This is a genomic window from Acinetobacter sp. H1(2024) (assembly GCF_046557555.1).
Classification (GTDB): Bacteria; Pseudomonadota; Gammaproteobacteria; order Pseudomonadales; family Moraxellaceae; genus Acinetobacter; species Acinetobacter seifertii.
The window spans coordinates 1-26564 of record NZ_JBKGFO010000011.1; the positions used below are offsets into that span (position 1 = coordinate 1).

The following is a 26564-nucleotide window of genomic DNA, read 5'->3' on the forward strand; positions in this document are numbered from 1 at the left end:
CAGTAAAAATCCACACAAGTTGTTCTTCAATTCTCTTAATGATCTTCTTCCTGGTTCGTCACCAGCAAGCTAGGTCGGCTATATTACTCTTAATCTCTTAAAAGTCAACAGGTAATTTCGATATTTTTTAAAACTTATTTTCTAAACTACCTTATCATCAAATTCATCACTTAAAGCAACCAATCTAATCACAAGTAACTGTTTTTCAACAAGTTTCTATCTGCATCACCGCCGATGGATGTGCATTATAGACCATTAAGATCCCTTTGCAAGGGGTATTTATCCCTTTTTCACTTGAGTGCTGTTTTTTTCTACCATTTTGCAAAAAAAGTGATATATGTGGCTTTTTTTTAGGCATTTCTGCCACTTTTATTAATTTCTATTTTGGAAAAATACAGTTTACCTTAGTTTTTTGATGTCTTTTTATAGAGCTTATAAGCATATATAGCATTTTAGATTCCAAAGAAAGAATAGAGCAAATGCTCTATTTCAACCTATATTTCTTCTTATTTTTAAATTACTTCTTTTATCATTAATTATGTTTAGTCGGTTCCACGTGGAACGTTTAATTGATTTTATAATCCAGAAATAAAAAAAGCAGGATTACTCCTGCTTTTTATCACTACAGAACATTCTTAGTCAGTGAACGTTACACGTGCAATTGCTTTTTTACCTGACTGAATAATGAAAGTACCGTTTTCTTTTACAGAGAAACCAGCATCAACAGCATTCCAGTCAACTTTTACTGCACCACGAGCTACTGCATCTTTTGCAGCTGCAGCATTCGGATTTAATCCAGCTACACGTAGAATCGTGGCAATAAAGATTTCTCCACCAAACTCACCACGCGAAATAGTCACTTCAGGTGTATCTTCAGGTACTTCACCTTCTGTAATACGGTTACCAGCACTTTTATGAGCATTAGCAGCTGCTTCTGCATCATGGAAGCGTTCAACTAGCTCAAGCGCGAGAATACGTTTTACTTCTTGTGGGTTACGACCAGCAGTAATTTCATCTAATAAAGCTTTGATCTCATCGAGAGATTTAAAACTTAATAAATCGAAATAGCGTTCGATTAAAGAGTCTGGCATTGATAAAACTTTTTGGTACATTGCCCCTGGTGTATCAAATACACCAATATAGTTACCTAAAGATTTAGACATTTTATTTACGCCATCTAGACCTTCTAGAATCGGCACAGTGATACATACTTGTGATTCTTGTCCATAACGGCTTTGTAAGGTACGACCCATAAGTAAGTTAAAGGTCTGGTCTGTTCCGCCTAACTCAACGTCAGCTTCAAGTGCAATTGAGTCATAACCTTGAACTAGAGGATATAAAAACTCATGAATTGCAATCGGCTGATGGTTGCTATAACGCTTAGTAAAGTCATCACGTTCTAACATACGAGATACAGTTTGCTGGCTTGCTAATTGAATAAGGTCAGCAGCAGACTTTTGATTAAACCATTCTGAGTTAAAACGTACTTTTGTTTTATTTGGATCTAATATTTTAAAAACTTGTTCTTGATAAGTTTTAGCGTTAGCTTCTACTTGTTCACGTGACAACGGCGGACGCGTCGCGCTTTTACCAGTTGGGTCACCGATCATCGCTGTATAGTCACCAATTAAGAAGGTAACTTCATGGCCCAAGTCTTGGAACGTTTTTAGTTTGTTAATAAGAACCGTATGTCCTAAATGTAAATCTGGTGCTGTAGGGTCAAAACCAGCTTTAATTTTAAGAGGACGATTCTCTTTAAGCTTTTTCAGTAAATCTTCTTCTGAAATAATTTCGTGCGTGCCTCGTTGGATGAGGGCAAGCTGTTCTTCGGCGGGCAAGAAATTTGACATCACAAAACCTAAACACATCAGTTATTCAATTTGTGCGATATACTAACATTTTTTCAGCGTCTTGCAGGGGAAGTTGCATATGAGCGCAATCTATATCGGCGTAATGACTGGCACTAGTATGGATGGTGTAGATATTGTTGCGGCTTCATTTGAGCCACTACAGCTTCATGCCACTCTTACAGTTCCATTCGAACCCGAGTTACGTGATGAGCTTATGGCATTAACTTTACCCGATGACAATGAAATTGACCGTATGGGTAAAGCCGATGTTGCCCTAGCCAAAATGATTGGTCATGGGATTAATAGCTTAATTGAAAAGCATCAATTAGACCGTAGCCAAATTAAAGCGATTGGTTCACATGGGCAAACTATTCGTCATCGTCCAGAGCATGGCTTTACGTTACAAATTGGCGATCCAAACATCATTACTGAAATTACTCAGATTCCGGTTGTTTCTGATTTCCGTCGTAGAGATATGGCTGCAGGCGGACAAGGTGCTCCATTAGTTCCAGCTTTTCATCAGGCATTATTTCAACATCCAAGCATTCATCGTGTGATTTTGAATTTAGGTGGCATTGCCAATGTAAGTATGTTGCCTGCCAATAATCCTGACGGCGTATTTGGTTTTGATACGGGACCTGCGAATATTTTGATGGATGCATGGTGTCATCGCCATACTGGTCATCCATATGATGAAAATGGCGATTGGGCCGCTTATGGTCACCCTATTCGTTCATTACTCGACCGTCTTCATGCTCATGAATATTTTTCTAAAGAACCGCCTAAGAGCACAGGACGTGAAGACTTCAATATTGACTGGTTAGATGATCAGTTAATCGATTGGCGCAATGATTTAACTTACGATGAGTTAGAAGATACACCTGAAAATATTCAAGCCACCTTATTAAAGCTTACAGTACGTGCTATTCAAAAAGCGATTTATCGCTCTGATATGGAAACAGGTGAAGTATATGTATGTGGTGGTGGAGCTTATAACTCTTATTTGTTAGAACAATTACGCTGGCGTTTACGTAAGCACAATTGGTCAGTTCAAACCACAGATGTTTTAGGACTTTCCCCTACTTGGGTCGAGGCTACCGCATTTGCATGGTTAGCTATGCGTTTTGTAAATGGTTTAAGTGGTAATTTACCAGCGGTAACTGGTGCATCTGATTTTAGAATTTTAGGAACAATCACGGCGGTATAAGATTTTTTATCAGTTCTTTTGTCTAGATTCGACCTCATAGCACATTTACTGACCCGAAATGCTGTTATTTAAATGTACATAAAAACTCATGATAAATGCCAACAAAAATAAGTAAGGCATGTTGTTATGGATTTAACCGACCGTATTCATCAATATACTCGTGGGGCTTGGACATTCGATGTGATTGATTCAGGCCCTATAGATGGTCCACTCGTTGTTTTATTGCATGGTTTTCCTGAGACAGCCCATAGTTGGGAGCAAACCTCTGAACTATTGCATCAGCGTGGGTTTAGAACGCTTGCGATTCATCAACGTGGGTATAGTTTAAATGCTAGACCACAAAGCCGCTTTGAATATGCTTTAAGTGAGCTAGTCGAAGATGCTGCAAGTTTGATTAAGCAGCTTGGTCAGCCAGTTTATTTAATTGGGCATGATTGGGGTTCTGTAATTGCGTCTAGTGTAGCCATCAAATATCCACAGTATATTCAACACCTCACTTTAGTTTCTGTCCCCCATCAAGCTGCATTTTTAAAAGCTTGTTTAAGCAGCAGACAACTTTTTAAATCTTATTATTTTGCAATTTTTCAGCTCCCGATTCTGCCCGAACTTTTATTTAAAAAGATGCCTAAATTAGGCCGTAACTTTCTTAAGTCATCAGGCATGACTGAACAACAAATTGAAATATTCGAAACTGAATTTATAAAAGAAAATAGATTAACAACGGCGTTAAATTGGTATCGAGGATTTTTCTGGGATAAAGCTCGGAATTCACTTAAAGCTATAGATGTTCCAACGTTGTTTATTTGGGGTAAGCATGATATTGCCGTTACAGAAAAAAGTGCCGAGCTAAACTCACATTATTTTAAAAATAGTTATGACGCAGTTTTTATGGATGCATCGCATTGGATTCCATATCAAAATGCACCAGAACTCGTGCAATATTTTTTAGAATCTATCCGTGAAGAGTAAGGATATAGGCAATAAAAAACCTCTCAAAATAGAGAGGTTTTTTAAATTTTAAAATTCTTTTAAATCGAGAATGAAGAACCACAACCACATGTTGTTGTTGCATTCGGGTTTTGTACGATAAAACGCGAACCTTCAAGACCTTCTACATAGTCAACTACTGAACCAATAAGGTATTGGTAGCTAAGTGAGTCAACCAGCATTTTTACATCGCCATTTACGAATTCTGCGTCATCTTCATTTACGCTTTCAGCAAAATTGAAGCCATACGAAAACCCTGAACATCCACCACCTGTTACATATACACGTAACATGAGATCGTCATTCCCTTCACTATCACGGAGTTGGCGTACCTTATTGGCAGCATTATCTGTCAAAACTAGAGCTTGGGCATTCATGATGATGGTTCCTCGGATTTTGCTGTGCCTTTCAAAATAAAAAAGACCCTATACTGAGTATAGCATAATCAATATAGGGTCTGTCTTCGAAGTTTAAAGCGAATCTTGAGTATTTTTATCAAGATTATTTGTAATTCTCATCTTGTAAGCCGCATTCGAAGTTTTTTGCATCTTGTTTACAACGGAATTGCCATAATAGTTTCATCATTCGTTTATCATAAACACCACGCTTTGTAAGATTAATTCGTGATTCACGCATAAGCTTTTGATAGCCCGGTTTATCGGCAGCAGGAACATCCATCCAGTATTTTTGTGGAATATCCGCTTTCATTTTTCCTAAGATGGTAAAGGCACGTGGTAACTGGCCTGCCACCCATTCTCTAGACTTCTGACCAAATCCAGCTGGGAATTTATCTGGACGGATAATAATATTTCCAGTTACCTGTAAGATTGGATAGTTAACGATTGCTCCTTTCGTGCCTAAGCCTTTTTGTAGCTCTAAAGGTTTAAACGCTGCTGCTGGTGCACCAATAATATCGACCTGATGGTTATTAAACTTAGCGCCAAAGTTAGTCACATCAGCACTTACAGCCTGTGCTCCTACCTGCTGAACCATAATCTTTTGCGCTTCATCGTAATCTAGTACAGCAATTTTTTTACCTGCAGCTTTCGCTACTGTATTAATGCTGCGGTCGTTTACTAAAAGGTAAGCATCTCCTACGGGAATAACACCAACAACCTCATAGCGGCCATTAACCATATATTTACTAAAAGTAGGACTCGCTAAACCTTGCATGACTTTAACAGCAAGCTTGAGGTCAGGAATTGCACCAATAGCATCTAATGAACCAGTAAATGAGTTGAATTGACGCCCGCGCATACCTGATACGCTAATGCCGTCACATTTACCCGCTTTAAAATCTTCAGCAATCACTGCTTCATTCTGGTTTACTTTTAGTTCGATATCAGCTCCCCAGTTTTTAGCGGCAAGTTGATAATCTTTCATGAGTGCATAAACGTCGCCATTTTTTCCAACGAAGTCAAAAACACATATCGTTTGTTTAGCCTGAACTGCAAAAGAAACTGTGGTAAGTCCCATAGCAAGTAATAGCGTTTTGGAAAATTGCATATTCGTTGTTCCTTTCCTTGTGGAGTTTTTGTTTTTCGATACCAAGAAATTTCATACCGATCAGGTATGAGTCGGATAGGCTTCATATAAAAATCATGTTGGAATATTTTTATAGACCGAATTTGCTTTTATGATTTTACTTCCATGAAAAATAGATAGTGACTGAGCTACCTATTAGCAATTATTTTTAATCACTCAAGTCCTTGATCCATTTTTATACCTTCATGTTTCCTTATGAAGTTTTTATCTAAATTTAGCTTAACGTCTTTCTAACTATCCACAATGGCTGAATTGACAGCCTATATAAAGCAAAAAAGCCTAGAACTAAGTCTAGGCTTTTAAGATCAATATGAATTATTCACCAGCCATTGAACATTCAAAGTTAGCTTTGTCTACAGAACAGCGTGCTTTTTTCAATACAGACATCATACCTGCATCGTAAATACCACGTTTAGTTAAATCCATACGACCATCACGTAACATTTTTTGGTACTTGAGTTTGTCTTCAGCACTTAGGTTCATTTTGTATTTACCTGGAATTTGCGCTTCTAAACGGTTAATCATCGCAAAGTTTTTAGGTAATTGTTTTACAAACCAGTCACGAGACTTTTGACCAAAACCAGCAGGGAATTTATCTGCACGTAATACAAGGTCAGCAGTTACATGTAATACTGGGAAGTTCCACATTACACCGTTTGCACCCAAACCTTTGTTCAATTCTAATGGTTTGTATGCATAAGCAGGTGCACCTACCATATCTACCTGACCATTGTTAAATTTAGCAGCAAAGTTTGAAATATCAGAAAGAACTGCCTGAGCACCTACACGTTGCACCATAATTTTTTGTGCATCGTCATAGCCTAATACGGCGAATTTTTTACCCGCAGCTTTTTCAACAGAGTTGATGTTTTTGTCACGTACGAAAATGAATGCTGAACCTAATGGAGAGATACCAGCGACTTCGTATTTTTTACCACCAAGGTTAGTTGTCATTTTTGCAGCATTACGTGCATCTAATACATAGGTAATAGCACGTTGCGCGATTTGGTTATTAGGAACACCACCAAGCGAGTCGATTGATCCTGCGAATTTGTTATATTGGCGTGCACGCATAGCAGTCATTGCTACAGCATCACATTTACCAGCTTTGAAATCATTATCTGCAACAGCCTCGTCCTGACGAGGAACCAAGTTAATTTCAGTACCCCAGCCTTTTGCAGCTAGAGCCCATTCTTCCATCATTTTATATGAGTCGCCTGCTTTTCCTAAGAGGTCGAATACACACACGGTACTCGCTGCTTGCGCTGAAGCAGAAAAACCAACAACAGAAGCGGCAGCCATAGCAAGTACGATTTTTTTCATTTTCTTCATCCTTCCACGGAACAGATTTTTTGTTTGAAGTTTCCTTTCAAACACAGATATTAATCATGTTTTTTAGAAAAAAATAGAGCTTTTACTCAAATATTTTTATCTGATTGGATCATTGTTTGTTCTATTTAAATTATTTATGAGAAGTAAAAATCTCTAATTTTCCGTAAGTTACTTTTTATATTCACAATTTTCATACCCATATTCAGCTTTGAAATATGTGTAGCGATTTTGTGATTAAAAAACAATCTACTCTCCATTGAGCGTACATTCAAAATTTGTACGTTCAATGGTACATCGGGCACGCTTCAACACACTCATCATTGTCGCATCGTATACACCTTGCTTTGTTAGACCAAGGCGACCTTCCCGTAATATCTTTTGGTATTTCAATTTATCTTCAGCTGAAAAATTTAATTTAATTTTAGGTGGTACTCCAGCTTCTAACTGTTTCACCATTGCAAAATTCTGCGGCAACTGCTTAATAAACCAATCACGAGACTTCATTCCAAAATTGGCTGGGAATCTATCACTTCTTGCAATTAAGTCCCCTGTAACGTTGACTACTGGAAAAGTAAACATCGCTCCATTTGTTCCAATACCCTTGCCTATTTCTAAGGGTTTATACGCATAAGCAGGTGCAGCAATCGCATCGACTTGGCCACTATTAAACTTTTTCACAAAATCGGTAATTTCTGACGGAATAGGATGTGCACCTACACTTTCCACCATAATTTTTTGAGCTGCGTCATATTGTAAAATAGCAAATTTAGTACCACGTACTTTTTCAATTGAGTTCAGGTTTTTATCTCTTACAAACAAGTAAGCCAAACCAATCTGTACAATACCCACAACCTCGTAGTTTGTTCCATTTTGTGTAGTTACCATGCGATGTCTATTACGCTGATCTAAAACGTAACTAATCGCCTTTTGAGCAATTGCATTACTGGTCACACCACCAATCGCATCAATCGAACCTGCAAATTTATTATAATTTCTTGCTCGCATAGAGGTCATATAAGCTGCGTCACATTTTCCCTCTCGCAGTCTACGATCTACCAAAGCTTCATCTTGAAATGGAATTAAAGTAATGTCAGCTTGCCAACTTTTGGCTGCAAGCGCCCACTCTTCCATCATTTTGTAGGATTCACCTGATTTTCCCAATAAATCGAATACACATACATTTTGCCCAGCATGTGCTGTTCCCATAGCACAGCAAAATACTGTACCAATTATCCCCAATCCTTTTTTCATTTGACTTTCCTTAGTCTAGTTTTATTAGAAGTTCATTTATCAACCAAGTTTTAAATTGTTTTTATTTTAGCCATATTTTTTAAAAAGTGGTCTATCTCGTTAAAAATTTAGATATTTTCAGACGAATAGCTTAAATAGAGATTAGGTTAAGCTATGCAATCCCAGCATTTATAAACTAAAACTGCTAAAACTTTGTCTTCACGGTCAGTTCTCTTTAAAATACAGCATCCCTAACTCACCTCGATAAAACAAGATGATTCAATTTGACCAAGTTTCTTTACGCCGCGGTGGACGTGTTCTATTTCAAAAAGCGTCTATGCAATTACACCCAGGTTGGAAGATTGGTCTGACTGGGGTCAATGGAGCAGGTAAATCAACTTTATTTGCAGCCTTACTTGGAAGTTTAAGCGCAGATGAAGGTTCACTTACCCGTCCTACAGGCTGGACTGTTGCGCATATGGCACAAGAAGTAAAAGCTTTGGATATGCCAGCAATTGATTTTGTTCTTTCAGGTGATGAAGAGTTTTGGGATATTCAAAATAAGCTTGCTCATCCAGATCAACTAAGTGACTTTGAGTTAGCTAAATTACATGGTCGTTTTGATGAAATTCATGGTTATTCAGCACCATCTAAAGCTGCACAGCTCATGGCGGGCTTAGGTTTCCTAGAAAATCAATTGCGTTTAAACGTTGAGAGCTTCTCTGGTGGATGGCGTATGCGCTTAAACTTGGCACGTACCCTTATGAGCCGTTCCGATTTATTATTACTAGACGAACCAACCAACCACTTAGACTTAGATGCAATTTTGTGGTTAGAAGACTGGCTTAAAGCCTATGAAGGTACCCTCATCCTCATTTCGCATGACCGCGACTTTTTAGATGCGATTACAGATCATATTCTCCATATTGAGAATCAGGAACTCACGCTTTATACGGGTAACTATTCAACATTTGAAACAACTCGAAGTGAACGTTTAGCACAACAACAACAAGCTTTTGAGAAGCAGCAAGAAACACGTGCTCACCTACAAAAATTTATTGACCGTTTCAAAGCAAAAGCCACTAAAGCTCGTCAGGCACAAAGTCGTATTAAACAACTTGAGCGTATGCAACAACTCGCACCCGCTCATGTCGATACGCCGTTTACTTTTAGTTTCCGTGAACCGACAAAAATGAGTTCACCGTTGCTGACCTTAGACAATGCCAGCATAGGATATGGCGACAAACAAATCGCTGAAAAAATTAGACTTCAAATTACACCAAACTCGCGTATTGGTTTACTCGGTATGAATGGCGCAGGTAAATCAACATTAATTAAGAGCTTGGTGGGTGATTTACCACTTTTAGCAGGTGAACGCAAAGCTTCCGAGCTGCTTAACATTGGTTACTTTGCGCAGCACCAGATGGATGCTTTAGATGGTCACGCTAGCCCAATGTTACAGCTTGCCCGTATAGCAGATAAACAAATTAGTGAAGCTACCCTACGCTCTTTCTTAGGTAGTTTCGGCTTCAGTGGTGAACGCATGGATACACCATGTGAAAGCTTTTCTGGTGGAGAACGCGCTCGTTTGGCTCTAGCACTCATTGTATGGCAGCGTCCAAATGTTTTAATTCTCGATGAACCAACGAACCATTTAGATCTTGATATGCGACATGCGCTGAGCATGGCTTTACAAGATTTTGAAGGTGCTGTCGTACTGGTTTCCCATGAACGTCAACTTATTGCCAGTGTGTGTGATGAGCTTCTTTTAGTACACGGCGGTAAATGTACCGAGTTTGAAGGTGATTTACAGGATTATGCTAAATGGCTACGTGAAGCCCGTCAGCAACAAATTAATGCTCAAACTGCCGTAGCACAAAATAACTCGTCCTCTACCACTTCTGCCCCAGCTAAAATCGATAAAGAAGCACAGCGTAAAGAAGCCGCGCGTCGTCGTGAACAAACTCGACCTATTCGTAAAAATATTGAAAAAGTTGAATCTCAAATTGAAAAGCTACAGCCACAGCTTGCTAAGATTGAAGAAGCTTTAGCGGATAGCTCATTATATGAAGCTGCACGTAAAGATGATTTGCTTAAGCTGATGAATGAACAAACTGAACTCAAAGCTAAACTTGAGCAATATGAAGAGCAACTTTTAGAACTCATGATGGAACTTGAGGAAATGGAAGCCTCTTTCGAGAACTAAGTTCTTGCCTGTACTGGTATTTTTAAATAGCAGTACAGGCTTTTAGTTCAAATAAGAGCTTTATTTGCATTACTATATAAAAATGTGAATGACTTTGAATAATATTTCATTCAGCTGTTAAATTTTTGAGATAGATTCAAATTTGATAACATATAAAACTTAAGCTACATCTTAAGGGTTGCCATACACAGATAATTTAACTAAATTCTGTAACTTCGTTTTTACCCTTGTTTAGTAGGTATTTAATTCGGGATCAGACAAACTGAATGAATTTTATTGATTTTATTACTAATTTTGAACATTTTTTACCTATTTTAATTCAGGAGTATGGCGCATGGGTCTATGCCATCCTCTTTTTGATTATTTTTTCTGAAACAGCTTTTGTATTTATGTTCTTTTTACCTGGGGACAGTTTACTTCTAACCGTTGGTGCTTTGTGTTCAGTGATTGAAATGATGCATCTAGGTTACATGATTACTTTGCTGACTGTAGCTGCAACGCTTGGCTATATTGTGAACTATTCTATCGGTCGTCATTTTGGTAATAGAATTTTTGAAGCAAAATCACGTTTTATCAAGAAAGAGTATTTAAATAAAACCAACCGTTATTTCTTACAACACGGTGGCAAAACTATTCTTCTGGCACGTTTTATTCCTTTTGCACGTTCTTTCGCACCATTAGCTGCGGGCTCTAGCAATATGAGTTATGGAAAATTTTTAATCTATAATGTCGCTGGAGCTATTTTGTGGATTTGTATTCTCTTAACAGCAGGATATTTATTTGGCCACGCGCTCATTCAGGTTACAGACTTAGTAGAAAATTAATCTTTTTTTAAATTTAGTACCTTCAAATGAATAAAGGGAATGATTGAATCATTCCCTTTATTTTATTTAGATAAAAATGAAGTTATCTAAATTTCTTATGATTTTCATTACGGATATTAACTAAATTGATTGCTTCCGTTTTTGCTTGGTCTAATTGACCCTTATTTACCAAAACTGTAACACGATCAATCTCAGCAACTAACTGATCTAAACCTGCTTGATATTGCTTTACCTGTACATTTTCAGGCGGTAAACCCTCCAACTTATGAGGTAAAGATTTTTTTGAAGATAATGCTGCCTGACGCATAATCACAAGCTGTTGTTTTGCGTTATTGAGATCTTTCGCTTCAGCAAAGGCTTTTGTGCTCTTTGCTAAAGTTTTCATGTCGGCTTCCAAGTCAGCTGCAAATGCAGAATGACTCACTAAAGCCGCACATGAAATCAGCATACTTGCTAAAATTTTTTGACTCATCATCTTCTCTCCCTAGACTGATTTAGAATCTAGCTATCAATTAAGCATCAATATCTGCATTTAATGCATTTTCTTCAATGAAAGCACGACGTGGTTCAACGTCATCACCCATTAAACATGAGAACATACGATCTGCTTCGATTGCATCATCAATAGTCACCTGTAACATATTACGGTTTTCAGGGTCCATTGTGGTTTCCCAAAGCTGTTCAGCATTCATCTCGCCCAGACCTTTATAGCGTTGAATCATCATTCCACGACGTGAGTCTTGCAAAATGTGCTGCCATACTTGATGGAAGTTAGCCACTTGAATACGACGATCACCTTTCTGTAAATATGCACCGTCTTCAATCAATTTGAACCAACTCTTCGAGTTCTTCAATAAACGAGCATATTCTGCTGAATTTAGTAAGCCAGCATCAAGTAAGTAAGCATGTGGTAAGTTATGAACATACACTGTCACACGTGGCCAATAATGCGCAGTTTTCTCACCCTGAGCATTTTCACGCTCAAAGGTTTCCAGTGTAATTTCTGGACGCAAACTTGGCTGTAGTCGTTGAATAGCTTCACGTACTTGATCAGCCCATTGTTGTACATAAGCTTGATCATGATTCTGGTCAGCTTTAAACGCTTCCATTTCAAGTAATGCATCAAGCAAGCTCGCTGGATAACGCAATGTTAAACGCTGTAGGCTCTTTTGTGAAACTTGATAGTCCTGAATCACTTTTGCCAATGCTTCGCCTGTAATCGCAGGCGCTTCAGCACTAATATGTAAAGCAAGCTCATCAATCGCATTTGAAATTAAGTATGTTTCTAATGCATCGTTATCTTTGATGTATTGCTCTTGCTTACCTTTTTTCAACTTATACAAAGGTGGCTGTGCAATATAGATATGACCACGTTCAACCAACTCTGGCATTTGACGGAAGAAGAACGTTAATAACAATGTACGGATGTGAGAACCATCGACGTCGGCATCGGTCATGATGATAATTTTATGATAACGAAGCTTGTCAGGGTTATATTCTTCACGGCCAATACCACAGCCAAGTGCTGTAATTAATGTACCTACTTCCTGACTCGAAATCATTTTATCAAAGCGAGCACGTTCAACGTTCAAGATCTTACCTTTCAAAGGTAAAATAGCCTGCATTTTACGGTTACGACCTTGCTTGGCACTACCACCCGCAGAGTCACCCTCGACAAGATATAATTCAGAAAGTGCTGGGTCTTTTTCCTGACAGTCAGCTAATTTACCTGGTAAACCAGCGATATCTAACGCACTCTTACGGCGTGTCATTTCACGTGCCTTACGCGCAGCATCACGTGCACGTGCAGCGTCAATAATCTTTCCAGCAATCGATTTTGCAGCTTGTGGGTTTTCTAATAAGTAAGCAGAGAACTCTTTGTTCATTGCTTGCTCAACCGCCGGTTTTACTTCACTTGATACCAATTTTTCTTTCGTTTGAGACGAGAATTTTGGATCAGGAACTTTAACTGAAATAATCGCCGTTAAACCTTCACGCGCATCATCACCAGTCACATTGACTTTCTCTTTCTTGAGAATGTTTTCATTTTCAAGATACTGGTTTAAGCCACGCGTTAAAGCAGCACGGAAACCTGCTAAGTGCGTACCACCATCTTTTTGCGGAATGTTGTTTGTGAAACAACGAACGTTTTCTTGATAACTTTCATTCCACTGCAATGCAACTTCTACACCAATACCACTTTCGGTATCTGCGGTGAAATGGAAGATCTCATTGAGATGAGTTTTACCTTCGTTAATGTATTTTACAAACTCAGATAAACCACCTTCGTAGTCATATACATGCTCAAGATTAATACGCTCATCACGTAAAACAATGCGCACGCCCGCATTTAGGAAAGAAAGCTCACGTAAACGGCGCGCTAAAATTTCAACGTTAAAAATGGTTTGACTAAAAGTTAGTTCACTTGGCCAGAAACGTACAGTTGTACCACTACTATCCGTTTCACCAATCACACGTAAAGGATATTGTGGATCGCCGTGTTGATATTCTTGCTCATGAACTTGGCCAGCACGATTAATAATTAAATGCAATTTACTTGAAAGTGCGTTAACTACTGATACACCTACCCCGTGTAAACCGCCTGAAACTTTATAGCTGTTGTCATCGAACTTACCACCTGCGTGCAAAATAGTAAGAATTACTTCGGCTGCAGATACACCTTCTTCAGGGTGAATATCAGTTGGAATACCACGACCATTGTCTGAAACACTCACAGATTCATCTTCGTGAATCGTAACAATGATTTCATCACAGTGGCCAGCTAAGGCTTCATCGATTGCGTTATCGACAACCTCGAATACCATATGGTGTAAACCGGTACCGTCGTCTGTATCCCCAATATACATGCCCGGACGTTTACGAACTGCATCTAATCCACGTAATACTTTAATACTAGAGGAATCATAAGCCTTTTCATTGGTTTGTTCTGTTTGAGAGGCTGATTGAGACTCTGAACTCATGGTTTCTCCCTAGCAAATATAGGTTTATTCAAAGATGGGTAACATCAAAAAATTATGGTGAAGCAAGACTAACTTGACCGGATTCAACATTGAATAATTGATATGAAATGGACAGATCATGTAAGTGTTTTTTTACCGAAGCATGATCTAAAGTTGTCATAAAAACCTGGCTACCAAGTTGGCTTAATCGTTCAATTAAACGTTGTTGTGCGGTTAAGTCTAATTCTGCTGTCAGATCATCTAATAATACCACAGTTTCCTTATTACTCGCATGCAACATTGCAATTTGTGACAGTTTTAAAGCAATAATCAGGAGTTTTTTCTGACCTCTTGATAAAACATCATCTGCGTGTCCAAAGGGTGTTTTTAAGCGCAAATCAGCTCGATGTGGACCATACTCTGTATAACGTCTTTCAATGTCTTTTTGATGCTGATTTAACAAGTCTTGCATGAGTCCCTGCTCAGTATGAAAACCTGGGCTATATTCCAGTTCAATCTCTAAATCAGGCAGCAATTGACTTAAGTCATTTTGAAAATAAACATTCCATTGTTCTACGATGCTTAAACGCTGAGAGTGTAAAATTTCACCATAATCACTCAACATTTTGTTCCACGGCTCTAAATCAGCCAAAGAAAGATTGCGTCTTGTTTTGAGTAAGGTATTTCGCTGTTTTAATGCACGGGAGTAGTATTGCCATGCAAAATAAAATTCAGGTTCCACGTGGAACATCAGCCAATCTAGAAGCTGACGTCTTGGCTTAGCGCCATGATCAATAATATCTGTACTTTGGGGGTCAATATGCTGTAAAGGAAGTAATTTGGCAAGCTGACCTTGTGTTGCCACCGTATCGCCATTCACTTTCATCAACTGCTCACCAGAAGCAAGTTTCTGCATACCGATTTTTTCAGTCACTGATTGAGCAAATACAATCGCGTCGTCAGCTTCATATTGAATATAATTCTTTGGAATATGTGTACGAAATGAACGACCTGTTGCAAGCAAATGAATTGCTTCCAGAATTGAAGTTTTTCCTGAACCGTTGGCGCCATAAAAAACATTAAACGGTTGCAAACCATGGAGTGCAACCGTTTTTAAATTACGCACACGTTCTATGTTTAAACGCGTAAGATGCATAGAATTAAACCAAATTAAACACGCATCGGCATAACAACGTAAGTCTGATCAGGATGAGCTGGATCTTGTACCAATACTGATTGGTTCGCTTCAGTCATGCTCATGTTGACATCATCACCATCTAATACACCTAATACATCAAGTAAATATTGAGCATTAAATGACATTTCTAATGGTGAATTTTGATATTGGATTGCTAAATCTTCAATCGCTTCATCTTGTTCAGGGTTATTTGCACGCAGCTGCAAAGAATCTTGATTAAAGTTTAAGAAAACACCACGTAACTTTTCATTACTTAAAATTGCGACACGCTGTAATGATTGCTTAAATACATCATGACCAATCAAAACATGTTTATCACCACCACGTGGAATAACACGGCGATAGTCAGGGAATTTTCCATCAATCAATTTTGTCGTAAAACGAACAGTAATATCACCTTGCTCTTTATCGCGGCTCGGCGTATTAATCGTCACATTTAATAATTCACGACCAATAAGCAAGGTAAGTTGCTCATCTTCAATACTCAGTAAACGTTGTAATTCACCAACAGCTTTACGCGGCACAATTGCTTGAACTAATTGAGATGAACTAGAAGAAGCCAAAATTTCACATAGAGCAAGACGGTGGCCATCAGTTGTTACTGCACGCAATTGATTTTCATCAATTTCTAACAAAGTACCGGTTAGATAAAAACGTACATCTTGTACAGCCATCGCAAAAGCAGTTTTTTCAAATAAACGCTTTAATTCACGTTGAGTCACCTGTACTTGCGTACCTTGGCTATTCTCAGTATTGAGTAACGGATAATCTTCAGCTGGCAGAGTACCTAATACAAAACGGCTATTACCAGACTTTAAAATACATCGTTGATCTTCAGTAATTTGTAAATCAATTAATGCAGCTGTTGGCAAAGATTTACAAATGTCCATCAACTTACGCGCAGGAACAGTTGTTTCACCTGCTTCAAGGCACGCACCTTCTGATAAAGCAGTACTCGCCACCAGTTCAACTTCTAAATCCGAACCTGTAATGGTAAGTGCTTGACCATTAGTCTGAATTTTGACGTTTGAAAGAATATTCAAGGTATGACGACGTTCTACCGCACCGACAACATGCGATAAAACATTGAGTAAACTTTCTTTAGCGATTTTCAAACGCACGATTCATTCCTCTAGCAACTTGGAGCAAACATTTCATTTTTTAGCTGTGTACTATGCTGCACTTATGGAGACTTTGCAACAACGTCTTATGATTTCATTAACTCTGAAGAAGACGTAATAAGTTCTTATAATCTTCGTCAAAGATAGGATCTTCTCCCCGCAAACTAACCACTTTTTCACACGCATGCATTACGGTGCTATGGTCTCGTCCACCAAAAGCCATTCCGATTTCCGGAAAACTATCACCCGTCAATTCACGAGCAAGACCCATTGCCAATTGACGTGGTCGTGCATAAATTCGTGTTCGTTTTGGACCAACTAATTCTTTTAACGGGATACGGAAATATTCACTCACCACGCGTTGTATATTTTCTACACTAATTGTACGTGCACGAATCGCCAATACATCTTTTAAAGACTCACGAACAACATCAAGGTCGATCGGAGCACCTTTGAAACGTGAAATTGCAACCACTTTATTCAACGCACCTTCAAGTTCACGTACGTTCGCTACCACTTGTTGAGCAATAAATAATGCGCAGTTTCTAGGCAAATCAACGCCACTATTTTCAGCTTTTTTAAGTAAAATTTCGATTCGTGTTTCAATATCTGGCGGTTCAACACCTACTGATAGACCCCAAGAAAAACGAGAAACTAATCGAGGATCAAGTTCTGTTAATTCTTTAGGATAGCGATCAGAAGTTAAAATAATTTGTTTAGATTCATCAAGTAAGGCATTAAATGTATAAAAGAATTCAACAAGACTAGCTTCTTTACCAGCTAAAAGGTGAATATCATCAACTAATAATAAATCTAGAGAACGACAATTTTTCTTAAATTCTTCAACCTTTCCTTTTTGTAAGGAACTCACAAAATCCTGTACAAAACTTTCCGAAGTCATATACATGACTCTCGCATTCGGCTTAGCTTGGAGCAATGCATTACCAACTGCTTGCATTAAGTGAGTTTTACCAAGGCCCGTTGGACCATATAAAAACAAAGGATTGTGTTGAGATGCACCTAATTGCGTTAAAACCTTCCTACATGTTTCAGCAGCCATCTGGTTAGAACGGCCTTCAACAAATAAAGAAAATGTAAATTGTGGATTTAAAAGCTTCTTTTTTGATGTTTTAGGATTAACAACATTATTAGCAACAGCTTCTACTTCCTTTTTAACCTTAACAGGTTGAGCTACAGGAGCAGTCTGTAAAGCTGCTGTAGTAGTTGCAGGTTGCTCATTAGAAGACAAAATACTACCAGGACGGGAATCGACCAAGATTTCAACTTGACGCACTCGCCCTTCTGACAATTGTTCTGCCAATATAGAAATTAACTCTAAATGATTCTCTTGAATATAACGCGTCCAATAAGGATTAGGAGCATATAGACGTAGTATACCCTCCACTTCTTCAGCTACTAAAGGGCGAATCCACATCGCAAAGACGTTATCAGAGAGCTCTTGTCGCAAGCGAGTTAAGCAGTCTGTCCAAAGCATGTGTATCCCCTATGTCTGCGTTTTAAATTCAAATCATTTAAAGATTAACCCTTCCTGATAAGAAGGGGTCGCCATTCTACCCAAGTTATCCACATCTGTCATGACGATTTCAGTTGATTTTGTCTAAAAAGAAAACTCTTGTGAATAAATTTAAATTCAAAACCAATTGTGAATAACTTTTTGCACATCCTGTGGATAAATTAACACATAAACTTATCCACAATCTATAAAGTTAATAAAAACAGAGTTATCAACAACTCAAATATATGTTTTTTAAATTTAAAACTACGAAATCCACAGAAAAAGTCCACACTAATAAGAATAAATTTAAATTTTAAAATTTGAATTTATATAATAGGGTTGCATCAAATTGTGGATAACTAAAAAATATGAATTTAAATTCAAATATACCAAACTAGAACCACTTTGACATCTTGGTTTGTTGATAAGTATGTAAATAAGAAGTGTATATCTTAAAAGTCTCAATAAAAATAAACAATTACTTTGTGCATAACTCTTAAATAAGAAAAAGTAGCTAAATATAAACAGAAGGTAGGAAAGTAAAAATTTGACTTAAATACAAAACTTTCTCGGTTTTTCATTGACAGCGTAAACATTGCACAATAAAATCGCGGACCTTTATAGAAAGATCATTTTTGGGAGTTTCAATATGAAACGTACTTTCCAACCATCTGAATTAAAGCGTAAGCGCGTTCATGGTTTCCGTGCTCGTATGGCAACTAAAGCTGGTCGTCAAGTTTTAGCTCGTCGTCGTGCAAAAGGTCGTCATAGCTTAACTGTTTAATTACTGTTAGCTGACCAGACTTGGGTGTGATGGCACTTTACAGTTTTAGCACAGATCGTCGTGTACGCTGTGCTGCAGATTATAAAAGTGTATTTGATGGTGCGCTTTTTAAAGTGCATCAGCCCCATTTTTTATTTCTTGCAAAATTCACCGAACAGCCTAATAGCCGTTTGGGTATTGTCGTTGCTAAGAAAAAAGTGCGCCGTGCGCATGAAAGAAATCGAATAAAGCGTCTTGCCCGTGAGAGCTTTCGTCTTAATCAGCCGAAATTTGGGTTAGACATAGATGTTGTTGTAATGCCTAAAGTTGGTATTGAAACGATTACGAATGCTGAGCTATATCAACAATTAGATTTTGCTTGGCAAAAATTACAACGCTTGGCAAAAAAACATTCTAAAGTTGTCCCAACCTCGCAGAACTAAGAGATGACCAATGGTTCGTATTTTGCGTTGGTTGATTCGTCTGTATCAAATTGCGATTAGTCCGCTTCTTGGACCCCGTTGTCGTTATATTCCAACTTGTTCCCAATATGCGATAGAAGCATTACAAACTCATGGTGCAATTAAAGGCGTTTGGTTATCTTCTAAACGTATTTGCCGTTGTCATCCATGGGGAGGCTCCGGATATGATCCGGTACCGCCAAAAGCAATTCGTTTTATTTCGTTTCATCAAATAGATTCTCAAACGCATCATGTTGCTGTACCCTTTCGTGATCGTTTAATGAAGCAAAATCTCTCTAACCATTTGGGGTAATAGATATGCAACAATGGGCCAGGTTTGCAATTCTCGGGGCCATGTTTGTCACCGCATATTTGCTCATTTTGGCTTGGCAAAAAGATTATGGAAATGCTGCAACTGCACCGCAACAACAAGCGGCGGCAGTAAGTTCGCATGAAGTATCTGCTGATTTGCCAAATGCCAAAACTGCAACAGTGGCTTCCGATGTGCCACAAGCAAATATTGCGCAGTCACAAACCACAGATGCAACTGCACCTGTGAATCAACAGCTTATTTCAGTACAAACTGACCTTTACCATATTTGGATTAATCCAAAAGGTGGTGATATTGTTCGTATTGAATTACTCTCTCACGACAAAAGCAAAGACAGTAATCAACCTTTTGTTATGCTTGAAAATGATGCCAAGCGTACATATGTTGCTCAATCTGGCTTAATTGGTTTGAATGGACCAGACAGTAGTCGTGGTGGTCGTCCGTTATATGCGGTTGAAAAAACATCATATACTTTGGCTGATGCTAAAGGTGTACAAGATCAAAAGGGTCAAGCTGAAAAAGTTTTAAACGTTCCTATGGTATTTAAAACACCAGAAGGCGTTGAAATTATTAAAACTTTCACCTTTACTCAAGGTCAGTATCCGATTGTTGTAAGCCATCAAGTCATTAACCGTAGCCAACAAAATTGGCAAGGTCAGATGTTTGGACAATTAAAGCGCGATAACTCTGAGGATCCTGGTAAGTCTTCTCAAGGTATTTTCACACTAGGAACTTTCTTAGGTGGAGCATGGGGTACGCCTGATTCACACTATAACAAGCTTAAATTTGCTAATTTCTCAGAAGAAAAAGTAAATACTGAAGCTAAAGGTGGATGGGTTGCGATTGTTCAGCATTATTTCGTTAGTGCTTGGATTCCTGGAAATCTTAAACTGACCCAAGCAAATGGTCAGCCTTATGTTGCGAAGCTTGAATCTCGTCAGTCTGCGGATCATATGAATATTATTGGCTTTACGTCGCCAGTAATTAATGTTCCAGCTGGCACTTCAATGGAAGTAGATGCGAAGCTTTATTCAGGTCCAAAAGTACAATCTGAATTAAAAGATTTAGCTGTAGGTTTAAACCAGACTGTTGACTATGGTTGGTTATGGCCAATTGCCAAGTTGTTGTTCTTAGGTCTTCAATTTTTCCATAGCATTGTAGGCAACTGGGGATGGTCGATCATCTTGCTTACCATTATGGTGAAGATGATTTTGTGGCCTTTATCTTCAAAAAGTTATCGTTCTATGGCGAAAATGCGTGTGATTGCACCAGAAATGCAACGCATGAAAGAAGAGTTCGGTGAAGACCGTATGCGCTTCTCGCAAGAAATGATGGCACTTTATAAACGTGAACAAGTTAACCCACTGTCAGGTTGCTTACCATTATTGCTACAAATGCCAATTTTCCTTGCTTTGTACTGGGTACTCATGGAAAGTGTGGAATTGCGTCATGCGCCATGGTTAGGCTGGATTCAAGACTTGTCAGCAATGGATCCTTGGTTCATCTTGCCATTAATTATGGGTGCGACAATGTTTGCTCAGCAAATGTTGAACCCGCAACCTGCTGATCCAATGCAAGCGAAAGTATTCCGCATTATGCCGATTATGTTCACGGTATTTATGTTGTTCTTCCCTGCGGGTCTGGTGTTGTACTGGATTGTGAACAACAGTATTACTATTTTACAGCAGTCGTTTATTAACAAGAGTGTTGCGAAAAGTCGTCTAAACAAGACTGAATCAGCATCTTAAACGTTGAACTTTTGCTGAATCAATCCGCTTAAGATGGTAATCTTAAGCGGATTTTTCTTTGGCTGTATTTTGGGTTTTTTAGGTGAGTAATATGCAAAGTCAAACCACAATTGCCGCAATTGCAACGCCACCAGGGCGTGGTGGAGTGGGCGTGATTCGCTTATCTGGACCTAAGGCCTATGAAATTGCTCAAAAGCTGACGCAAAAAAACTTGCCTGAAGCACGCATGGCTGGTTTTCGTAAGTTTTATGATGTAGATGGAAGCATCATGGATGAAGGGATAGTGTTGTGCTTTCCAAATCCGCACTCCTTTACTGGTGAAGATGTTGTTGAGTTACAAGGTCACGGCGGTCCAGTTATTCAAAATGCTTTGCTTGGTCGTTTATTTGAGCTTGGTGCAATTGCTGCAAAAGCTGGTGAATTCTCCATGCGAGCTTTTGAAAATGGCAAAATGGACTTGGTACAAGCTGAAGCGATTGCAGATTTGATTGATGCGACTTCGCAAGCTGCGGCTCGTTCGGCAGTCCGTTCTTTACAAGGCGCATTTTCAACAAAAATTAATACAGTTTTAGAAAAACTGATCCATTTACGATTGCATGTAGAAGCTGCAATTGATTTTCCTGAAGAGGAAATTGATTTCCTAGCAGATGGCAAAATTTTAGCTTTACTCGAAGATGTTCAGCAGTCAGTACATGCAGTTCAAACATCTGCACGACAAGGACAACTTTTGCGTGAAGGTTTGCAAGTTGTGATTGCGGGTAAACCGAATGCGGGTAAATCGAGCTTGTTAAATGCACTTGCTGGTGTAGAGAGAGCGATTGTGACCGATATTGCTGGTACTACTCGCGATGTTTTGCATGAAAAAATTAGCTTAAATGGCTTACCAATCACTTTAACAGACACTGCTGGGCTTCGTGAAACGGGTGATGTGGTCGAAAAAGAAGGGATTCGCAGAGCAATCAAGGAAATTGAACAAGCCGATTTATTGTTGTTAGTTTACGACTTGAATCAAGGTGATGACCCATTACAACTCGCTCAAGAATATTTTGCTGAACATATTGAGCCACGACGTTTAATGTTAATTGGTAATAAATGCGACTTAACCGGTCAATTAGCCGAAATCACTGATTTTCAGGGGTTCCGTCATATTACAGTTTCTGCAAAACAAGAGATGGGTGTACAAGGCCTCGTAGATGCGATTACAGCGCATGCAGGTTTTCACCCTGAGGAAGATACGTTTATTGCAAGAACTCGCCATTTAGACGCAATGAAGCGCACACAGCTCTATCTTTCAGAAGCACGTGAGCAACTTGTTGTATTTAACGCTGGTGAGCTTGTTGCCGAGTCATTACGCCTTGCTCAAAATGCTTTAGGTGAAATTACAGGCGACTTTAGCGCTGACGACCTATTAGGCAAAATTTTTGGTTCTTTCTGTATTGGAAAATAATAAAAAAACTGGATGATGTAGAGTGCTATGTCATCCAGTAATTTGCTTAGCCGTATCTCTTTAAAACTTTTAAAAATTCCTCTAACTCATTTTGATCAACTTCTGCACCTTGAAGTACATGGTGGTGTAAGTGTTGTTCCATCAATTCACTCATTAAACCGTTTATTGCACCTTTGATCGCTGCAACTTGCTGCAAAATATCGATGCATGAGGATTCTGGTTGTTCTATCGCATTTTCGATGCTGTTGATTTGCCCTTTTAGTCGTTTTACACGATTAAGAATTTTTTTATCCTGACCAATGTGACTCATCTGTTTTCTCTTAATAATTCAATATACTGGTAGGGAGTATATTGGGTTTAAATGTTATGCACGACTATAGTGTATCACGTCATGATCAAAATCAGATTGAGAAAGCTTTTAAAAGCTGTTTATGTTCCACGTGAAACATTGGATTAACTAAGTGGGAGTTTGGTTATAACTCGTAATCAGCTCTGTTTTGATAAGATGAACTGATTAAAATAATATTCTTTCCTCTCTATGAGTCGGTTTTATGCTTAAAAAATTAGGAATATTGGCATTATTTAGCTTAACTACAAGTTTGAGTTTCGCTAATGTGGATACTGTTAAGGAAAATATTAAAAAACAATATCCTAATTTGAAAATTAGCAATATTCAGAAAACCGAAATGCCCGGACTATATAGTGCTAATCTGGATCAACAAATCATTTACCTTGGTGAAGATGGTCAGCATATGTTGGTAGGTTCTATGATTCGCTTAAAAGATCAGAAGAATTTAACCAAAGACTTAGTTTTAGGGCAGAATTCAATTGATTGGAAACAATTGCCTTTAAAAGATGCTATTAAAACAGTTAAAGGTAATGGTCAGCATGTTTTAGCGGTATTTTCTGACCCAAATTGCCCTTACTGTAAAAAGCTCGAACCTGAGCTAGATAAGCTTAAAGACGTAACAATTTACACGTTTATCTATCCTTTAAAACCTCAATCTATTGTCGTTTCCAGACAAGTTTGGTGTGCACCAAACCAATCATACTCTTGGAAAAAGCTAATTGAACAAGGTGTTAAACCAACGGTTGCGAGCTGCACAAACCCAATTGACCGAAACTTGGAGCTTGGAAGAAAATTAGGTTTTAATGCTACTCCTACCCTAATTTTTGCAAACGGTTTTAAATTAGTAGGTGCAAGGTCTGCTGAAGAAATTCAGGAAGTCTGGAAAGAGCTAGGTCTATAAAGATATTAAAAAAAGCACCATAGGGTGCTTTTTTTTATGAATGAACTAAAGTTTAGCTTTTTCGTGCAATCAAATTGTAAATAAACAAAATAATGACTGCACCAATTACGGAAGCGATAAAGCCCGCAGCTGAATTTTCTCCGTAAAAGCCAAGTAAGCGACCACCATAAGTGGCTAGAAGTGAACCTGCAATACCAATTAAAGTGGTAACGATAAAGCCTGCCTTGTCATCACCTGGATGCAAAGCACGAGCGATTAAGCCAGCGAAGAAACCAACCACAATAGCAACAATAAGTGACCACATATTTGTTCTCCAGTTGTTTTTTTGATGAAGTTAATGATTTTGCTTCATATTCTATCGTGCGACAGAGCTGTCTATTTTGTCTGTAGCAGATTGCGACTTTTTGTGTCTTTTTTGTTCAAAGATAAAACCTTATATAAAAAAATAGCACCTTATGGTGCTATTTTTATGAAATTTATAGGCCAATTTCACCAATAAAAGGCAGATGGCGATATTTTTGATCGTAATCTAGGCCATAGCCCACAATAAACTTATCTTCAACTTCAAAACCTAAAAATTTAACTTCGAGTTCAATTTCACGACGCGACGGTTTGCTTACTAATGTGCACAATTGAATCGAATTTGGCTCGCGAGTTTGCAACATTTCCACAACTTTGCTTAAGGTGTTGCCTGAGTCGATGATGTCTTCAACCACTAGTACATCTTTACCGCGAATTTCACCGTCAAGATCTTTTAAGATTTTAACATCTCGGCTTGAAGTGGTACCACCGCCGTAGCTAGACACTGTCATAAAGTCGAGTTCGTGTGGTTTGGTAATGGTACGGCATAAGTCTGCCATAAAAATAACAGAACCACGAAGTAGACCAATCAGAACCAATTCTTTATCACTATTTGCATAGTGAGAATTGATTTGCTCGCCGAGCTCTTTGACTTTTGCTTGAATTTCTTCGGTTGAAATCATGATGCTCATTGCAACAGTCATGGCAGATTCCTACAAGATATAAAAGAAAAAATAAAAAAGGTGTTGACCTGCAACACCTCGAAAAACTGAGTTAATGGTAAAATTTTAAAGCAAAATGACGTTTCATGCACCCTTTGAAGGAGCTGAAATTTTATGATTTTGCTGAATATGTCGATCACGCTTTAATACAAGAGCACATATTCCAAATAATAACAAAAACTTAACAATGCCTTTTTTACTGGGCTGTTTCTTTTTGATAAGCACGTTTTCCATAAACATAAGTCGCCTCAATATTACGGTCATCACCTAAAGTGAATAATGCAAACAGTGAATCTTCAACAGTCTTAGATTTAGACTGGCGAAGTTGCTGGAGTGCTGTTGGCTTTAAGTTGAGTACCACAAAGTCTGCTTCTTTACCGACGTTGAAGTTGCCTAACTGATCTTGTAGATCAAGTGCTTTTGCTCCGCCTAGCGTGGCATGATAAAGCGCCTCATAAGCTGAAAGTTTATCACCTTGTAACTGCTGAACCTTATAAGCCTCGTTAACAGTTTGTAGCAAACTAAATGATGTACCCGCACCGATATCTGTCCCTAAACCTACTTTCACTTGTTTTTCCCATGTCTTTTTCAATGGGAATAAACCACTGCCTAAGAACAGGTTTGAGGTTGGACAAAATGCGATAGCTGACTGCGTATCATGCATACATTGCCATTCTTGATCTTCTAAGTGAACGCAATGCGCAAATACAGAACGTTTACCAGTTAGGCCATAATGTTGATAAACATCTAAATAGCCCGCTTGTTCTGGAAATAAAGATTTCACCCAAGCAATTTCATCTTTGTTTTCACTTAAATGCGTATGGACATAAACATCCGGAAATTCTTGTTTTAACTGCCCTGCTCTTTCTAACTGTTCAGGTGTAGATGTTGGTGCAAAACGTGGCGTAATTGCATACAGAGCACGGCCTTTACCATGCCATTTTTCGATGAGTGCTTTAGTGTCGCTGTAAGCCGTTTCTGGTGTGTCACACAGCGCTTCAGGGGCATTACGGTCCATGAGTACCTTACCAGCGATTAAACGCATCTGAACGCGTTCTGCGGCTTCAAATAAGGCATCCACAGACTCGGGATGAACTGTACAGAAAACGAGGGCCGTGGTTGTACCGTGTTTTAAAAGTTCCTGAACAAAGAACTGGGCAATTTCACTTGCGTATGCTTTGTCTTGAAACTGGATTTCGGTTGGAAATGTATAGGTATTAAGCCAGCTTAAAAGTTGCTCGCCGTAAGCTCCCATCATTTCAGTTTGCGGAAAATGAATATGGGTATCAATAAAGCCGGGTACAATCAATTGTTGTGGGTAATGTTGAACTTCAACTCCAGCTGGAAGATGCTGTTGAGCCTCATCCCATGCACCAAACCATTTGATTTTTCCATGTTCACTAATCAATACACCATCTTCTAAATAACGCACTTGATTTGGAATATCAGTTGGCTCAGAGACAGTTTGTTGAATATCTAAAAAACGACCACGCACAACGGTGGTATTTGCGATCAATGACATGGAAAGCCTTTATATTTTCACTTTTTTCGATTGATTGTACCCCA

Annotated in this window: 24 protein-coding genes; 10 read left to right on the forward strand and 14 right to left on the reverse strand. The window is 38.5% G+C overall.

The window, feature by feature from the left end:
• Positions 1 to 635 precede the first annotated feature (635 nt).
• Complete coding sequence (gene tyrS, locus ACLCEG_RS18705) at positions 636 to 1868, reverse strand: tyrosine--tRNA ligase (protein ID WP_200029424.1); 1233 nt, start codon at positions 1866 to 1868, stop codon at positions 636 to 638.
• 61 nt (positions 1869 to 1929) lie between these two features.
• Between tyrS and ACLCEG_RS18710 the strand changes: the two genes are divergently transcribed.
• Together ACLCEG_RS18710 and ACLCEG_RS18715 are read left to right on the forward strand one after the other, a co-directional pair.
• Complete coding sequence (locus tag ACLCEG_RS18710; protein ID WP_001274583.1) at positions 1930 to 3057, forward strand: anhydro-N-acetylmuramic acid kinase; 1128 nt, start codon at positions 1930 to 1932, stop codon at positions 3055 to 3057.
• 126 nt (positions 3058 to 3183) lie between these two features.
• On the forward strand, positions 3184 to 4026 hold the full coding sequence (locus tag ACLCEG_RS18715; protein WP_410568761.1) for an alpha/beta fold hydrolase: 843 nt from the start codon (positions 3184 to 3186) through the stop codon (positions 4024 to 4026).
• Between the two features lie 59 nt (positions 4027 to 4085).
• Here the strand turns inward: ACLCEG_RS18715 and erpA are convergent, their stop codons facing one another.
• From erpA to ACLCEG_RS18735, 4 genes are all read right to left on the reverse strand, one after another.
• Entirely contained in the window at positions 4086 to 4421 is a 336-nt protein-coding gene (gene erpA, locus ACLCEG_RS18720; protein ID WP_002115421.1) for an iron-sulfur cluster insertion protein ErpA, read from the reverse strand.
• A 124-nt stretch (positions 4422 to 4545) separates the two neighbouring features.
• Positions 4546 to 5550 (reverse strand): putative solute-binding protein, encoded by a 1005-nt coding sequence (locus ACLCEG_RS18725; protein ID WP_086496723.1) that lies wholly within the window; start codon positions 5548 to 5550, stop codon positions 4546 to 4548.
• Between the two features lie 354 nt (positions 5551 to 5904).
• Entirely contained in the window at positions 5905 to 6912 is a 1008-nt protein-coding gene (locus tag ACLCEG_RS18730; RefSeq protein ID WP_004698179.1) for a putative solute-binding protein, read from the reverse strand.
• Between the two features lie 255 nt (positions 6913 to 7167).
• Positions 7168 to 8172 carry a putative solute-binding protein gene (locus tag ACLCEG_RS18735; RefSeq protein ID WP_410568764.1) on the reverse strand — a complete coding sequence of 335 codons (1005 nt, stop codon included), beginning with the start codon at positions 8170 to 8172 and terminating at the stop codon, positions 7168 to 7170.
• A 253-nt stretch (positions 8173 to 8425) separates the two neighbouring features.
• Here ACLCEG_RS18735 and abc-f point away from each other — a divergent pair, with 253 nt between their 5' ends.
• Together abc-f and ACLCEG_RS18745 are read left to right on the forward strand one after the other, a co-directional pair.
• Complete coding sequence (abc-f, locus tag ACLCEG_RS18740) at positions 8426 to 10357, forward strand: ribosomal protection-like ABC-F family protein (protein WP_039250100.1); 1932 nt, start codon at positions 8426 to 8428, stop codon at positions 10355 to 10357.
• 266 nt (positions 10358 to 10623) lie between these two features.
• The gene (locus tag ACLCEG_RS18745) at positions 10624 to 11181 is read left to right on the forward strand and encodes a VTT domain-containing protein (RefSeq protein WP_002051888.1); all 558 of its coding nucleotides are present in this window, start codon (positions 10624 to 10626) and stop codon (positions 11179 to 11181) included.
• A gap of 82 nt (positions 11182 to 11263) precedes the next feature.
• Here the strand turns inward: ACLCEG_RS18745 and cybC are convergent, their stop codons facing one another.
• The 5 genes from cybC to dnaA form a co-directional block, all read right to left on the reverse strand.
• Entirely contained in the window at positions 11264 to 11656 is a 393-nt protein-coding gene (cybC, locus tag ACLCEG_RS18750; RefSeq protein ID WP_004698167.1) for a cytochrome b562, read from the reverse strand.
• Positions 11657 to 11693: 37 nt separating this feature from the next.
• Positions 11694 to 14162 carry a DNA topoisomerase (ATP-hydrolyzing) subunit B gene (gene gyrB / locus ACLCEG_RS18755; protein WP_004698165.1) on the reverse strand — a complete coding sequence of 823 codons (2469 nt, stop codon included), beginning with the start codon at positions 14160 to 14162 and terminating at the stop codon, positions 11694 to 11696.
• 52 nt (positions 14163 to 14214) lie between these two features.
• Positions 14215 to 15297, reverse strand: coding sequence for a DNA replication/repair protein RecF (gene recF / locus ACLCEG_RS18760; protein WP_019456681.1), 1083 nt, complete (start codon positions 15295 to 15297; stop codon positions 14215 to 14217).
• A gap of 14 nt (positions 15298 to 15311) precedes the next feature.
• On the reverse strand, positions 15312 to 16460 hold the full coding sequence (gene dnaN, locus ACLCEG_RS18765) for a DNA polymerase III subunit beta (protein WP_019456680.1): 1149 nt from the start codon (positions 16458 to 16460) through the stop codon (positions 15312 to 15314).
• Positions 16461 to 16557: 97 nt separating this feature from the next.
• Complete coding sequence (gene dnaA, locus ACLCEG_RS18770) at positions 16558 to 17955, reverse strand: chromosomal replication initiator protein DnaA (RefSeq protein WP_004698159.1); 1398 nt, start codon at positions 17953 to 17955, stop codon at positions 16558 to 16560.
• A 670-nt stretch (positions 17956 to 18625) separates the two neighbouring features.
• Between dnaA and rpmH the strand changes: the two genes are divergently transcribed.
• The 5 genes from rpmH to mnmE all read left to right on the forward strand — a co-directional run bounded on the left by rpmH (position 18626) and on the right by mnmE (position 22726).
• Positions 18626 to 18760 carry a 50S ribosomal protein L34 gene (rpmH, locus tag ACLCEG_RS18775; RefSeq protein WP_000831329.1) on the forward strand — a complete coding sequence of 45 codons (135 nt, stop codon included), beginning with the start codon at positions 18626 to 18628 and terminating at the stop codon, positions 18758 to 18760.
• A gap of 29 nt (positions 18761 to 18789) precedes the next feature.
• The gene (gene rnpA / locus ACLCEG_RS18780) at positions 18790 to 19182 is read left to right on the forward strand and encodes a ribonuclease P protein component (RefSeq protein WP_004706196.1); all 393 of its coding nucleotides are present in this window, start codon (positions 18790 to 18792) and stop codon (positions 19180 to 19182) included.
• A gap of 10 nt (positions 19183 to 19192) precedes the next feature.
• On the forward strand, positions 19193 to 19513 hold the full coding sequence (gene yidD, locus ACLCEG_RS18785) for a membrane protein insertion efficiency factor YidD (protein WP_004706194.1): 321 nt from the start codon (positions 19193 to 19195) through the stop codon (positions 19511 to 19513).
• Between the two features lie 5 nt (positions 19514 to 19518).
• A complete protein-coding gene (yidC, locus tag ACLCEG_RS18790; RefSeq protein ID WP_004706192.1) occupies positions 19519 to 21279 on the forward strand; it encodes a membrane protein insertase YidC in 1761 nt (586 codons plus the stop codon).
• A 91-nt stretch (positions 21280 to 21370) separates the two neighbouring features.
• A complete protein-coding gene (mnmE, locus tag ACLCEG_RS18795; protein WP_004706190.1) occupies positions 21371 to 22726 on the forward strand; it encodes a tRNA uridine-5-carboxymethylaminomethyl(34) synthesis GTPase MnmE in 1356 nt (451 codons plus the stop codon).
• A gap of 46 nt (positions 22727 to 22772) precedes the next feature.
• Here the strand turns inward: mnmE and ACLCEG_RS18800 are convergent, their stop codons facing one another.
• Positions 22773 to 23036 carry a metal/formaldehyde-sensitive transcriptional repressor gene (locus ACLCEG_RS18800; RefSeq protein ID WP_004706188.1) on the reverse strand — a complete coding sequence of 88 codons (264 nt, stop codon included), beginning with the start codon at positions 23034 to 23036 and terminating at the stop codon, positions 22773 to 22775.
• A gap of 241 nt (positions 23037 to 23277) precedes the next feature.
• Between ACLCEG_RS18800 and ACLCEG_RS18805 the strand changes: the two genes are divergently transcribed.
• Positions 23278 to 23976: a DsbC family protein gene (locus ACLCEG_RS18805; protein WP_410568767.1), complete on the forward strand. Its 699-nt coding sequence runs from the start codon at positions 23278 to 23280 to the stop codon at positions 23974 to 23976.
• Between the two features lie 52 nt (positions 23977 to 24028).
• On the opposite strand, the gene ACLCEG_RS18810 is transcribed toward ACLCEG_RS18805, so the two are convergent.
• The 3 genes from ACLCEG_RS18810 to guaD form a co-directional block, all read right to left on the reverse strand.
• On the reverse strand, positions 24029 to 24280 hold the full coding sequence (locus tag ACLCEG_RS18810) for a GlsB/YeaQ/YmgE family stress response membrane protein (protein WP_004706183.1): 252 nt from the start codon (positions 24278 to 24280) through the stop codon (positions 24029 to 24031).
• A 172-nt stretch (positions 24281 to 24452) separates the two neighbouring features.
• Positions 24453 to 24980, reverse strand: coding sequence for a hypoxanthine phosphoribosyltransferase (gene hpt / locus ACLCEG_RS18815; protein WP_212512085.1), 528 nt, complete (start codon positions 24978 to 24980; stop codon positions 24453 to 24455).
• A gap of 214 nt (positions 24981 to 25194) precedes the next feature.
• Positions 25195 to 26520, reverse strand: coding sequence for a guanine deaminase (gene guaD, locus ACLCEG_RS18820; protein ID WP_410568769.1), 1326 nt, complete (start codon positions 26518 to 26520; stop codon positions 25195 to 25197).
• Positions 26521 to 26564: the final 44 nt, after the last annotated feature.